10 protein-coding genes and 4 tRNA genes are annotated in these 12,950 nt (G+C 57.0%); 11 read left to right on the top strand and 3 right to left on the bottom strand.

From position 1 onward, the window contains the following. Positions 1 to 92: 92 nt before the first annotated feature. The 11 genes from alaS to FY206_RS19085 all read left to right on the top strand — a co-directional run bounded on the left by alaS (position 93) and on the right by FY206_RS19085 (position 8,309). Positions 93 to 2,720, top strand: a complete 2,628-nt coding sequence (gene alaS / locus FY206_RS19135) for an alanine--tRNA ligase (RefSeq protein ID WP_032642998.1) — start codon at positions 93 to 95, stop codon at positions 2,718 to 2,720. Between the two features lie 241 nt (positions 2,721 to 2,961). Next, on the top strand, positions 2,962 to 3,147 hold the full coding sequence (gene csrA / locus FY206_RS19130) for a carbon storage regulator CsrA (protein ID WP_000906486.1): 186 nt from the start codon (positions 2,962 to 2,964) through the stop codon (positions 3,145 to 3,147). 342 nt (positions 3,148 to 3,489) lie between these two features. Continuing rightward, positions 3,490 to 3,582 (top strand) — tRNA-Ser (locus tag FY206_RS19125). Positions 3,583 to 3,586: 4 nt separating this feature from the next. Next, a tRNA-Arg gene (locus tag FY206_RS19120) sits at positions 3,587 to 3,663 on the top strand. Positions 3,664 to 3,727: 64 nt separating this feature from the next. Beyond that, positions 3,728 to 3,804, top strand: a tRNA-Arg gene (locus FY206_RS19115). Positions 3,805 to 3,867: 63 nt separating this feature from the next. Further along, a tRNA-Arg gene (locus FY206_RS19110) sits at positions 3,868 to 3,944 on the top strand. 258 nt (positions 3,945 to 4,202) lie between these two features. Beyond that, positions 4,203 to 4,769: a fructose-1-phosphate/6-phosphogluconate phosphatase gene (yqaB, locus tag FY206_RS19105; protein ID WP_032642996.1), complete on the top strand. Its 567-nt coding sequence runs from the start codon at positions 4,203 to 4,205 to the stop codon at positions 4,767 to 4,769. Continuing rightward, complete coding sequence (locus FY206_RS19100; RefSeq protein ID WP_032642994.1) at positions 4,766 to 5,194, top strand: YqaA family protein; 429 nt, start codon at positions 4,766 to 4,768, stop codon at positions 5,192 to 5,194. Before yqaB ends, FY206_RS19100 begins: the two co-directional genes overlap by 4 nt. Before the next feature lie 83 nt (positions 5,195 to 5,277). Continuing rightward, positions 5,278 to 6,822 carry a glutamate--cysteine ligase gene (gshA, locus tag FY206_RS19095; protein ID WP_032642992.1) on the top strand — a complete coding sequence of 515 codons (1,545 nt, stop codon included), beginning with the start codon at positions 5,278 to 5,280 and terminating at the stop codon, positions 6,820 to 6,822. Between the two features lie 153 nt (positions 6,823 to 6,975). Continuing rightward, positions 6,976 to 7,491 carry an S-ribosylhomocysteine lyase gene (gene luxS / locus FY206_RS19090; RefSeq protein WP_008499539.1) on the top strand — a complete coding sequence of 172 codons (516 nt, stop codon included), beginning with the start codon at positions 6,976 to 6,978 and terminating at the stop codon, positions 7,489 to 7,491. 53 nt (positions 7,492 to 7,544) lie between these two features. Further along, positions 7,545 to 8,309, top strand: a complete 765-nt coding sequence (locus FY206_RS19085; protein ID WP_032642990.1) for an AraC family transcriptional regulator — start codon at positions 7,545 to 7,547, stop codon at positions 8,307 to 8,309. Here the strand turns inward: FY206_RS19085 and leuA are convergent. The 3 genes from leuA to emrA form a co-directional block, all read right to left on the bottom strand. Then, entirely contained in the window at positions 8,296 to 9,951 is a 1,656-nt protein-coding gene (gene leuA, locus FY206_RS19080; RefSeq protein WP_032642983.1) for a 2-isopropylmalate synthase, read from the bottom strand. The genes FY206_RS19085 and leuA overlap by 14 nt on opposite strands. Positions 9,952 to 10,117: 166 nt before the next feature. Continuing rightward, positions 10,118 to 11,665 (bottom strand): multidrug efflux MFS transporter permease subunit EmrB, encoded by a 1,548-nt coding sequence (emrB, locus tag FY206_RS19075; RefSeq protein WP_032642981.1) that lies wholly within the window; start codon positions 11,663 to 11,665, stop codon positions 10,118 to 10,120. Between the two features lie 16 nt (positions 11,666 to 11,681). Beyond that, positions 11,682 to 12,854, bottom strand: a complete 1,173-nt coding sequence (emrA, locus tag FY206_RS19070) for a multidrug efflux MFS transporter periplasmic adaptor subunit EmrA (RefSeq protein WP_032642979.1) — start codon at positions 12,852 to 12,854, stop codon at positions 11,682 to 11,684. Positions 12,855 to 12,950 lie beyond the last annotated feature (96 nt).

Raw genomic sequence — 12,950 nt, 5'->3', positions numbered from 1 at the left:
TCTTATTCCCACTTTTTCAGTAGCTGGTCTGTCCAACGGTTTACCGAGACAGGCTGGCTGCGACATTTCGTTAGCTTGATTTCAGGATAATTATGAGCAAGAGCACCGCTGAGATCCGTCAGGCGTTTCTCGATTTTTTCCATAGTAAGGGACACCAGGTTGTTGCCAGCAGCTCCCTGGTACCGAACAACGATCCGACTCTGCTGTTTACCAACGCCGGGATGAACCAGTTCAAGGATGTGTTCCTTGGTCTCGACAAGCGTAATTATTCCCGCGCCACAACCTCACAGCGTTGCGTGCGTGCGGGCGGTAAACACAACGACCTGGAAAACGTCGGTTACACCGCGCGTCACCACACCTTCTTCGAAATGCTGGGTAACTTCAGCTTCGGCGACTACTTCAAACACGATGCCATTCAATATGCGTGGGAACTGCTGACCGGTGAAAACTGGTTCAACCTGCCGAAAGAGCGTCTGTGGGTTACCGTCTATGAAACCGATGACGAAGCCTACGAAATCTGGGAAAAAGAAGTCGGGATCCCGCGCGAGCGCATTATTCGCATCGGTGATAACAAAGGCGCGCCATACGCGTCTGACAACTTCTGGCAGATGGGTGACACCGGTCCTTGCGGTCCGTGCACCGAGATCTTCTACGATCACGGCGACCACATCTGGGGCGGTCCTCCAGGCAGCCCGGAAGAAGACGGCGATCGCTACATTGAGATCTGGAACATCGTCTTCATGCAGTTCAACCGTCAGGCCGACGGTACGATGGAGCCGCTGCCGAAGCCTTCCGTTGATACCGGTATGGGTCTGGAGCGTATTGCCGCGGTACTGCAGCACGTTAACTCTAACTATGAGATTGACCTGTTCAGCACCCTGATCAAAGCCGTTGCCGACGTGACCGGCGCGACCGATCTGAACAACAAATCGCTGCGCGTTATCGCGGACCACATTCGTTCCTGTGCGTTCCTGATTGCCGACGGCGTTATCCCGTCGAATGAAAACCGTGGCTACGTGCTGCGTCGTATCATTCGCCGTGCCATCCGTCACGGCAACATGCTGGGCGCGAAGGACACCTTCTTCTATAAGCTCGTTGGGCCACTGATTGGCGTAATGGGTGCTGCCGGTGATGAGCTGAAACGCCAGCAGGCGCAGGTCGAGCAGGTGCTGAAAACCGAAGAAGAGCAGTTTGCCCGTACGCTGGAGCGCGGTCTGGCGCTGCTGGACGAAGAGCTGGCAAAACTGAAAGGCGACACGCTGGATGGCGAAACCGCTTTCCGTCTCTACGACACCTACGGCTTCCCGGTTGACCTGACGGCGGACGTTTGCCGCGAGCGCAACATTAAAGTTGACGAGGCGGGCTTCGAAGCCGCGATGGAAGAGCAGCGCCGTCGTGCGCGTGAATCCAGCGGTTTCGGTGCGGACTACAACGCGATGATCCGCGTTGATAGCGCGTCTGAATTCAAAGGCTATGAGGCGCTGGAGCTGACCGGCAAAGTGACCGCCCTGTTTGTTGACGGTAAAGCCGTAGACAGCATCAGCGCGGGTCAGGATGCGGTAGTCATTCTGGACAAAACGCCGTTCTATGCGGAATCCGGCGGCCAGGTTGGCGATAAAGGCGAGCTGAAAGGCAATGGCTTTAGCTTCAGCGTCAGCGACACTCAAAAATTCGGTCAGGCGATTGGCCACCAGGGCAAACTGGTTTCCGGTTCGCTGAAAGTGGGCGAAGGCGTGCAGGCGAACGTGGATGAAGCTCGCCGCGCGCGCATTCGTCTGAACCACTCTGCAACCCACCTGATGCACGCTGCCCTGCGCGACGTGCTGGGCACCCACGTTGCACAGAAAGGTTCTCTGGTTAACGACAAAGTGCTGCGCTTCGACTTCTCGCACTTTGAAGCGATGAAGCCGTCGGAAATCCGTGCGGTGGAGGATCTGGTGAACGCTCAGATCCGTCGCAACCTGCCAATCGAGACCCATATCATGGATCTCGAGGACGCGAAGAAAAAAGGTGCGATGGCGCTGTTCGGCGAGAAATATGACGAACGTGTTCGCGTACTGAGCATGGGCGACTTCTCCACCGAGCTGTGCGGCGGTACGCACGCCTCGCGCACCGGTGATATCGGCCTGTTCCGCATCGTTTCCGAGTCGGGAACGGCGGCTGGCGTGCGCCGTATTGAAGCGGTAACCGGCGAAGGCGCAATTGCCAGCCTGCATGCGCAGAGCGATCAGCTGCACGACATCGCGCAGCTGCTGAAGGGCGATAGCCAGAACCTGGGCGAGAAAGTGCGCGTTGCGCTGGAACGTACCCGTCAGCTGGAAAAAGAGCTGCAGCAGCTGAAAGAGCAGGCTGCGGCGCAGGAGAGTGCAAACCTCTCCAGCAAGGCGGTAGACATTAAGGGCGTCAAACTGCTGGTCAGCGATCTGGCGGGCGTGGAGCCTAAGATGCTGCGTACTATGGTCGACGATCTCAAGAACCAGCTTGGTTCTACCGTTATCGTGCTGGCGACGGTGGCAGAAGGTAAGGTTTCTCTGATTGCGGGCGTCTCTAAGGATGTGACCGACCGCGTAAAAGCAGGGGAACTGATTGGTATGGTCGCCCAGCAGGTGGGCGGCAAAGGTGGCGGTCGTCCGGACATGGCGCAAGCCGGTGGTACGGATGCGGCGGCACTTCCTGCGGCATTGGCCAGCGTTGAAAGCTGGGTAAGCGCGAAACTGTAATAACTACAAAGCACAAGCAGACGCCATAGCGGTAACGTTATGGCGTCTTGTTCACTGCGCTATCGATAACGATAAAGTCAGGTTGAGTTTGTGTATATCGGCTAAACTTACGTTTAACAGAATGTGATGCCGTGACTGCTTACACATTACGTGTTTGTCATCGCTTACTTTTTGGCGTTATATGATGGATAATGCCGGGATACAAGAGACCCGACTCTTTTAATCTTTCAAGGAGCAAAGAATGCTGATTCTGACTCGTCGAGTTGGTGAGACCCTCATGATTGGGGATGAGGTCACCGTGACAGTTTTAGGGGTAAAGGGTAACCAGGTACGTATTGGTGTTAACGCTCCTAAAGAAGTATCTGTCCACCGTGAAGAGATCTACCAGCGTATCCAGGCTGAAAAATCCCAGCAGTCCAGTTACTGATATTGTCGCGTCTCGCTGTCGGGCGAGACGCAACCCTCCCGTCATTTTTCCTGCTCAACGTTACCGTTTCATTTCAATTGCTCTCTTTTTGACCAGTCCCACACCCTTAACTCGTCCCAACCCCTTCTTTTCTGCATACGTTTTTTGAGAAGAACGCTGCAAAATCCGCTTATAAAACACCCGCTTTGCGGCTTTTACATGCGAATTGCGTGTGATTTGTGCAAACGATAAAAGCTTTTGGAAAATTGTTTGACTTATAAGTCCCAGAAAGTAATATATGCGCCACGCAGTGACGAGAAGCTCTTAAGGAGTTACTCGAAGCACTCGAAAGAGGCGTTGTGTGGTGAGGTGGCCGAGAGGCTGAAGGCGCTCCCCTGCTAAGGGAGTATGCGGTCAAAAGCTGCATCCGGGGTTCGAATCCCCGCCTCACCGCCATTTTGCATCCGTAGCTCAGCTGGATAGAGTACTCGGCTACGAACCGAGCGGTCGGAGGTTCGAATCCTCCCGGATGCACCATCTATTACTTCATATTGCTTTCGAAGTGATATGAATATCGAGCAGTACAGTAGTAAATCCCGATGCATCCGTAGCTCAGCTGGATAGAGTACTCGGCTACGAACCGAGCGGTCGGAGGTTCGAATCCTCCCGGATGCACCATCTATTACTTCATATTGCTTTAGAGTGATGTGAGTATCGAGCAGTACAGTAGTAAATCCCGATGCATCCGTAGCTCAGCTGGATAGAGTACTCGGCTACGAACCGAGCGGTCGGAGGTTCGAATCCTCCCGGATGCACCATATTCTCCGAGATAACAGCCACGCTGTTGTTTCAAGGTCTGCGAGTTAATCGCAAGCACCAGGGAGGATAACGTTGCTTTATCAACGGCCCGCAGGGCGAGGCGTAAGCCGAGTAATCCTCCCGGATGCACCATCTCTTCTGTTATTCCCTTCGATGTTTAGTTCTTAATCACTCTCGTAGTTATCACTTCTCAGTCAGCGACAAAAACCACCATTTACGATAAAGTAATGCTTTGTTAATCGTTTAGCGAGAGCACGATGTACGCACAGTATGACGGTTTGATCTTCGATATGGATGGCACCCTGCTGGATACCGAACCCACGCATCGTCAAGCCTGGACCGAGGTCCTGGGCCGCTACGGTATGCGTTTCGATTTGCAGGCGATGATCGCCCTCAACGGCTCTCCCACCTGGCGTATTGCGCAGGCCGTGATTGAACTGAATCAGGCCGATCTCGACCCGCACCTGCTCGCGCGTGAAAAAACCGATGCGGTAAAAGCCATACTGTTAGATACCGTACAACCTTTACCCCTCATTGACGTGGTTAAAGCGTGGCACGGACGTCGTCCTATGTCTGTCGGCACGGGCAGCGAGAGCGCGATTTCAGAAGCATTACTCAACCATCTTGGCCTGCGCCACTATTTTTCTGCCGTGGTTGCCGCCGATCATGTTAAACGTCACAAGCCCGCACCGGACACCTTCCTGCTCTGCGCAGAATTAATGGGCGTCCCGGCGGCAAAATGCGTCGTGTTTGAAGATGCCGATTTTGGTATCCAGGCCGCGCGTGATGCCGGAATGGATGCGGTGGATGTGCGCTTACTGTGAGTGACGCGCTGTCACTCGCCTCATTATTCGCCAGCAGTTTTTTAAGCGCCACGCTGTTACCGGGCAATTCGGAAGTGATGCTGGTGGCGATGCTGTTGTCCGGCGTGAGTCAGCCCTGGCTGCTTGTATTAATAGCAACAATGGGTAATAGCCTTGGAGGGCTGACTAACGTTATTCTTGGGCGTTTCTTTCCGCTGCGCGAAAAATCGCGCTGGCAGGAAAAGGCAGTCGGCTGGCTAAAACGCTATGGCGCTGCCACGCTGTTATTAAGCTGGATGCCTGTAATAGGCGATTTACTGTGTCTGCTGGCGGGATGGATGCGCATCTCCTGGGGACCGGTGCTCTTTTTTTTGTGCCTTGGCAAGGCGTTGCGCTATGTTCTCGTGGCGTGGGCAACACTACAGGGTATGACGTGGTGGCACTAATTGGTGGAATGAATACGCGACCTTCAATCGTCAACCATTACAATTATGCTGAGTAACATTACTTTGACAGGCGGGAGGTCAATTTGATCCCGGACGTATCTCAGGCGCTGGCCTGGCTGGAAAACCACCCTCAGGCTCTGAAGGGTATTCAGCGTGGTCTTGAGCGTGAAACGCTGCGCGTTAACGCGGACGGTAGTTTAGCGACGACGGGTCACCCGAAGGCGTTAGGCTCGGCGCTGACACATAAATGGATCACAACCGATTTCGCTGAAGCGCTGCTGGAGTTCATTACGCCAGTAGAGGGTAATATTGATCATATGCTGACGATCATGCGCGATATCCATCGCTACACCGCGCGCAACCTGGGCGACGAACGTATGTGGCCCCTCAGCATGCCGTGCTATATCGAGCAGGGCCAGGATATTGAACTGGCGCAGTACGGCACGTCAAATATCGGTCGGCTGAAAACGCTCTATCGCGAAGGGCTGAAAAACCGCTACGGCGCGTTGATGCAAACCATCTCGGGCGTGCATTATAACTTCTCGCTGCCTATGGCCTTCTGGCAGGCAAAATGCGGTGAAACGGACAAAGATGCGATTTCAGCGGGTTACTTCCGCCTGATCCGCAACTATTACCGTTTCGGCTGGGTGATCCCATATCTCTTTGGCGCGTCACCTGCCATTTGCTCTTCGTTCCTGCAGGGGAAACCGACCACGCTGCCGTTCGAGAAGACCGAGTGTGGGATGTACTATCTCCCGTACGCCACCTCTCTGCGCCTGAGCGATCTCGGCTATACCAATAAATCGCAAAGCAATCTCGGTATTACGTTTAACGAATTGCACGAATATGTGGCAGGATTGAAGCGGGCGATCAAAACGCCGTCGGAAGAGTACGAGAAAATCGGCCTCGAAAAAGACGGCAAGCGCCTGCAGATCAACAGCAACGTGCTGCAGATTGAAAACGAGCTTTATGCGCCCATTCGTCCTAAGCGCGTGACGCGCAGCGGTGAAACGCCGTCGGATGCGCTGCAGCGCGGCGGGATCGAATACATTGAAGTACGCTCGCTGGATATCAACCCGTTCTCACCGATTGGCGTTGATGAGCAGCAGGTTCGCTTCCTGGATCTGTTTATGGTCTGGTGCGTGCTGGCGGATGCGCCGGAAATGAGCTCGGACGAGCTGCTCTGTACCCGTACAAACTGGAACCGCGTGATTCTGGAAGGGCGTAAACCGGGCCTGACGCTCGGCATTGGCTGCGAAACGGCACAGTTCCCGCTGACCAAAGTGGGCAAAGATCTGTTCCGTGACCTGAAGCGCGTTGCCCGAACAATGGACAGCATTGACGGCGGCGATGCCTATCAACAGATCTGCGACCAGCTGGTGGAATGTTTTGATAACCCTGAACTGACGTTCTCAGCACGCATTCTGCGTTCTATGATCGATCGGGGCATTGGCGGCACGGGGCGTTCACTCTCAGCGGAGTACCGTGAGATGCTGATGCAGGAGCCGTTAGAAGTGCTTAGCGAAGCGGATTTTGCAGCGGAACGCGATGCGTCCGTGGTGCGTCAGAAAGAGGTTGAAGCGGCGGATACCGAGTCGTTTGAGGCGTTTCTGGCGAAGCAGGCCTAAGCAGAAAAGAAAAAGGCCACATCGCTGTGGCCAAAATATACATCTCTGAATTCAGGGATGATGATAACAAATGCGCGTCTTTCATATACTCAGACGCGCATTGTGTAGAAGAGTTCAGTTTATTTTAAAAAAAATCACTATCGGAGGTGACGTATGCCGTTATTAGATAGCTTTACTGTCGACCATACCCGTATGGAAGCACCTGCAGTCCGCGTGGCGAAGACCATGCATACCCCGCACGGCGACACGATCACCGTCTTCGATCTGCGTTTCTGCGTGCCGAACAAAGAAGTGATGCCGGAGAAAGGCATTCATACGCTGGAACACCTGTTCGCGGGTTTCATGCGTGACCACCTGAACGGCAACGGCGTTGAGATCATCGATATCTCCCCGATGGGCTGCCGTACCGGTTTCTACATGAGCCTGATCGGTCAACCGGAAGAGAAACGCGTTGCTGACGCGTGGAAAGCGGCGATGGAAGACGTGCTGAAGGTGAAAGAGCAGAACCAGATCCCTGAGCTGAACGTTTACCAGTGCGGGACTTACCAGATGCACTCGCTGGAAGAAGCGCAGGAGATCGCGCGCCACATCATCGAGCGTGATGTTCGCGTGAACAGCAACGAAGAGCTGGCCCTGCCGAAAGAAAAACTGCAGGAACTGCACATCTAGTGCACCTTTTCCCTCTCCCTCCGGGAGAGGGTAGGGTGAGGGTTGTTTAGCCCATGACCACAACGTCTACGTTCTCCTTTACCCATCGCCCCCTCGTTCCGTTTGCCCATGACTACGTTCACGGTGACCGCGAACCCTGGCACAAGCACGACTGCGCGCAGCTGCTGCACGCCCTGAGCGGCGTGGTACGGGTAGATACCGCATCGGGCTGCTGGGTGGTTCCGCCCGGCCGCGGCGTCTGGCTGCCGGCGGGCACGCAGCATTCCCTGCGCATCACCGGCAACGTGGCGGCGCGTACGCTGTTTATCGATCCGCTGGCGCGGGCCGATCTTCCGGCCACCTGCCAGATCGTGCAGATCTCCCCGCTGCTGCGTGAGCTGATCCTCGCCGCCCTTGCTTTACCTGAATCGTACTCGCCCGGAAGCCGGGATGAACGCGTCTATGAGCTCATTCTCGATGAAATCCGCACTATGCCGGTGCTGCCGTTTCATCTGCCTGAGCCGGAAAGCGAGGCGTTACGTCACCTGTGCCTGCAAATTCGGCAAAACGCGGGGGAGAGCTGGAGCAGCGTGCAGGCCGCGAGCATGATGAACATGAGCGAGCGCACGATGAACCGCCATTTTCAGCAGCAGACGGGATTGAGCTACGGTGAGTGGTTGAGAAGGGCGCGTCTGCTGGAGGCGCTACAGCGGCTGGCGCAGGGCCAGCCGGTACTTCGCGTGGCGCTGGATCTCGGTTACGGTAGCCACAGCGCCTTTACGGCCATGTTCCGCCGGGTGATGGGCATTTCACCCAGCGAATACTTCAAAGACAGCTAACCGCATTAAAAAGCGCCTGAAGCGAGGCGCGCGAGACGTCGCTGTCAATGCCCACGCCCCAGCGGCTGGTGCCGTCCTGGAACAGGCAGCGAATATACGCCACGGAACGGCTGTCGCTGCGCTCGCCTAACGTATGCTCGTGATAGTCCTTAATCACAAACGGCGCGTCGACCCAGCGGCTAATGCCGTGAGCGGCGGCGGAAAGCAGGCCGTTACCCTGGCCTTCAAGCTGACGCGTCCCCTCCTGCGTGACGACACTGGCCGTCAAACGCAGCTGGCCGTCCTGCTGGCCCTCGCTGCGATAGGATTGCAGCGCAAGCGGCGGCGTTGCCACCAGCCCGTAGCGGGCGCGGAACAGCTGCCACAGCGCGTTTTGCGTCATCTCTTTGCCGTGGCGATCGGTTTCCTGCTGTACGTGCTGGCTGAAATCCTGCTGCAGGGCGCGGGGTAATTTCAGCCCATGGTTTTGCTCGATAAGCCATGCGCTGCCGCTTTTTCCTGACTGGCTGTTCACGCGGATCACCGCTTCATAGGTACAGCCGATATCCTGCGGATCGACGGGCAGGTAGGGCATCTCCCAGCGCTCGCCAGGCCTGCGGGCATCAAAACCTTTTTTGATCGCGTCCTGGTGCGAGCCGGAGAAGGCGGTATAGGCCAGCCGTCCTGCCCACGGATGGCGCGGGTGCACCGGCAGCTGGTTGCAGGTTTCCACCGCTTCCACCACCCGGTTCATATCGCTAAAGTCCAGATTCGGGCTAATGCCCTGGCTGTAGAGGTTCATCGCCAGCGTCACCAGGCAGACGTTACCCGTGCGCTCCCCGTTACCAAACAGGCAGCCCTCGACGCGATCTGCGCCCGCCATCACGGCCAGCTCGGCGCTGGCGACGGCGGTACCGCGGTCGTTATGCGGATGCACGCTGATGCAGACGTCGCGGCGGCGGCTGAAGTGGCGACAGAAATACTCAATCCGATCGGCATAGACGTTCGGCGTGTTCACCTCCACGGTGGCAGGCAAGTTGACGATCATTGGACGCGCGTCGCACGGCTGCCAGATCTCCGCCACGGCTTCACAAATCTCCAGCGCAAACTCCGGCTCGGTAAAGCAGAAGGTTTCCGGGGAATACTCATACTGCCAGCGGGTATCCGGGTTCTCTTCACACAGTTGACGAATAAGGCGGGTAGAACGCGTTGCCAGCTCGACGATTTGCGCCTTTTCCATGCCGAACACCAGGCGGCGGAAAAGCGGGGCGGTGGCGTTGTACAGATGGACGGTGGCCTGCTTCGCGCCGCGCAGGGATTCGAAAGTGCGATGGATAAGATCGTCCCGCGCCTGGGTCAACACCTGAATCGTGACGTCATCCGGGATGCGGTTCTCTTCAATCAGCTGGCGGACAAAGTTGAAGTCCGTCTGCGAGGCGGAAGGAAAGGCGACCTCAATCTCCTTAAACCCGCAGCTCAGCAGCAGTTCCCAGAACTGCAGCTTGCGCGCGCTGTCCATCGGCTCGGCAAGGGCCTGGTTGCCGTCGCGCAGGTCGGTGGAGAGCCAGCGCGGCGCGCGGGTGATGCATTGCTCCGGCCAGCGGCGGTCGGACAGGGAAAGCGTAGGATAAGGCGTGTATTTGTCGGCGGGTGTGTTCAGCATGATGCGCTCCTGTTGTCTTTTCACTATCGTGAAGCGATTTCAGGCGCGCTGCTTTATCGAAACTGACAATGGCTGTCGCGTTTTGGACAACCGGGCCTACGGATGGCGGCCCGGTTATCGTAGGCCGGGTAAGGCGTAGCCGCCACCCGGCATCCAGCGCACAGGACTAGTGCGCGCCACCGCCCCCACCACCGGCACCAAACGGTGGTCTGGCAAACCACACCAGCCCCAGCAGGACGATAAAGATCCCCGCCGATATCCAGAAAATCTCGTTGGCCGAGATAATCAGACCCTGGTTGGTGATCTGCTGGGCAATCCACCCGGAGGCCTGCTGCTCGGTCATGCCCATCCCCTGAAGCTGGCTATACATCTGCTGCGCATTCGGGTTAAACGGGTTCACCGCTTCGGTTAGCTGGGCGTGGTGCATCGACTCGCGGTTGGTCCACAGGGTGGTGGTGATCGACGTCCCGATAGAGCCCGCCAGCGTACGGGTGAAGTTAGACAGGCTCGATGCCGCCGCCATGCGCTCGGGCGGTAAGCCGGAAAGCGTAATGGTCGTCAGCGGCATAAAGAAGCACGCCACGGCGAAGCCCTGAATGAACTGCGGCCATGCGGATGCGCCAAAGTCCATGCCCGGCTCGAACGTGTACGCGCGCCAGTAGAAGCACACCGCGTACATGATAAAGCTGAACGTCACCAGCCTGCGCATATCGAGCTTGTGGGCGAAACGGCCGATAATCGGCGACAGCAGGACCGGAATGACACCCACCGGCGCAGAGGCGAGGCCTGCCCAGGTGGCGGTATAGCCATAGACCTCCTGCAGCAGCTGCGGCAGCAGAACGATCGCGCCGAAGTAGAGCATGTAGGCGAGGCTAATACACAGACAGCCGATGGTGAAGTTTCGCGACTTAAACAGCGAGAGGTCGACGATCGGGTTATCGTCCGTCAGCTCCCAGACGATCAGGAAGCTCAGCGATATCACCGCGACAACGGTCAGCACGATAATCTCTGTCGAGTTAAACCAGTCCAGCTCTTTACCCTGATCGAGCATCACCTGCAGGCTACCGATGCCGACCACCAGCAGCGCCAGGCCAACGGCGTCAATTCGCCGCTGCTCCGTTCGGGTCTCGCGACCGCGCAGCGTTTGCAGGGTGAGCATCACCACCAGGGCACCAATCGGCACGTTGATGAAGAAGATCCAGCCCCAGTGGTAGTTGTCGCTGATATAGCCGCCGAGGATAGGCCCGCAAATCGGCGCGACAATCACCGTCATCGACCACAGCGCCAGCGCGACAGAGCGCTTAGCGGGGGGATAGTTGTTCAGCAGCAAACTTTGCGACAGCGGGATCAGCGGCCCGGCAACGATCCCCTGAATGACGCGGAAGAAGATCAGCATCGTCAGGCTGCTGGACATGCCGCACGCCCAGGAGGCGAGCACGAACAATATCGTTGACCAGAGGAACAGCTTCACCTCACCGACGCGCTTTGCCAGCCAGCCGGTGATCGGAATGGAGATGGCGTTTGCCACCCCAAACGAGGTAATAACCCAGGTCCCCTGGCTCAGCGACGAGCCAAGGTTACCGGCGATGGTCGGGATCGCCACGTTTGCGATGGTGGAGTCCAGCACCTGCATGAATGTCGCCAGCGACAGCGCAATGGTCATAATGACCAGCTGCGCGCCCTCCAGCGGTTTTTGCGGCTTTTGCTGTTGCATAACGCTCACCTTCGGATTAACCGGCGTTTGCCTTCACGATGTCATCGATCAGCTTGTTGACCGGATCGAGGCTAATTTCACGGGCGTTACTTTCATAAGCCGGGCTGCTGCGCACCTGGCTTGCCAGAATCTGGCCGTCGCGGTTGGCGGTGTCGACCGTCACAAGCGTAGAGAGGCCAATACGCAGCGGGTGATCCGCCAGCTGTTTCGCATCCAGTTCGATACGCACCGGCAGACGCTGAACCACTTTGATCCAGTTACCGGTGGCGTTCTGCGCGGGCAGCAGGGAGAAGGCGCTGCCGGTCCCCATATCCAGACCAACCACTTTCCCGGTGTACTTCACGTCATCACCGTAGATGTCGCTGACCACCGTCGCGGTCTGGCCGATACGCATATGGGCAAGCTGCGTCTCTTTAAAGTTGGCGTCCACCCACAGATTGTCTGCCGGCACAACCGCCATCAGCGGCGTGGTTGGGCTAATCTGCGCCCCCGGCTGGACGGAACGACGGGAGACGTACCCGGTCATCGGGCTGACGATTTTAGTACGCTCAAGGGCAAGCCATGCGTTACGCACTTCGGTCGCCGCCTGCTGGACGGCGGGCTGGTTTTCCAGGCTGGTGCCCAGCACCATCGCCTGGTTGGCGTTGTACTGTTGAATCGCCACATCCAGCTGCGCCTGGGCGCTGGCAACGGCATCGCGGGCGTGCTGCAGCTCTTCACGGCCAATCAGGTTGGCGGTGCCGAGCGGCACGCGGCGGTTCAGGTCGCTCTGCGCCTGAGCCAGCGCGGTTTTCTGCACGTCGATGTTGGCCTGCAGCTGTTTGCTGTTGATCATCAGCTGGCGGGTCTGACGGACGCTGGAGGCCAGCGCTGTCTTTGCTTTTTCAAATGCCTGCTGCGCGTCGGTCGGATCGAGGGTGACCAACACGTCGCCTTTTTGCACAAAGTCGGTATTGTCAGCCCAGACTTTCGTCACGCTGCCCGACACCTGCGCCATAATCTGTACCTGGTTCCCTGCCACGTAGGCATCATCTGTCTCTTCAGCATGACGCAGTACTAAAAACCAATAGATCCCATATGCCACGGCAATAATGATAAAGAGCAAGGTCAACAGAAGAAGGGCGCTCTTACGTTTACCTTTCTTGTTGGCCGGTTGCTGCGGGGTAGTGCTCTCCGCATTTGCGCTCATTGTTGTTCTCCACGATCTTCTTATTTTCACATCGGCTGAGCCGACCTGTTGTCAGAAAGGCCAGCAGTGTGACGTGCTGGCCTGTCGGTTTTCTTA

This window comes from Enterobacter chengduensis (genome assembly GCF_001984825.2).
Classification (GTDB): domain Bacteria; phylum Pseudomonadota; class Gammaproteobacteria; order Enterobacterales; family Enterobacteriaceae; genus Enterobacter; species Enterobacter chengduensis.
The sequence above is the reverse complement of the archived record's forward strand: the minus strand, read 5'-3'. Positions and strand labels throughout refer to the sequence as shown.

What these genes read in the sequence shown, in the direction of transcription:
- alaS (WP_032642998.1), top strand. Translation starts at nt 93, where the DNA reads ATGAGCAAGAGCACCGCTGAGATCCGTCAGGCGTTTCTCGATTTTTTC.
- csrA (WP_000906486.1), top strand. Translation starts at nt 2,962, where the DNA reads ATGCTGATTCTGACTCGTCGAGTTGGTGAGACCCTCATGATTGGGGAT.
- yqaB (WP_032642996.1), top strand. Translation starts at nt 4,203, where the DNA reads ATGTACGCACAGTATGACGGTTTGATCTTCGATATGGATGGCACCCTG.
- luxS (WP_008499539.1), top strand. Translation starts at nt 6,976, where the DNA reads ATGCCGTTATTAGATAGCTTTACTGTCGACCATACCCGTATGGAAGCA.
- FY206_RS19085 (WP_032642990.1), top strand. Translation starts at nt 7,545, where the DNA reads ATGACCACAACGTCTACGTTCTCCTTTACCCATCGCCCCCTCGTTCCG.
- leuA (WP_032642983.1), bottom strand. Translation starts at nt 9,951, where the DNA reads ATGCTGAACACACCCGCCGACAAATACACGCCTTATCCTACGCTTTCC.
- emrB (WP_032642981.1), bottom strand. Translation starts at nt 11,665, where the DNA reads ATGCAACAGCAAAAGCCGCAAAAACCGCTGGAGGGCGCGCAGCTGGTC.
- emrA (WP_032642979.1), bottom strand. Translation starts at nt 12,854, where the DNA reads ATGAGCGCAAATGCGGAGAGCACTACCCCGCAGCAACCGGCCAACAAG.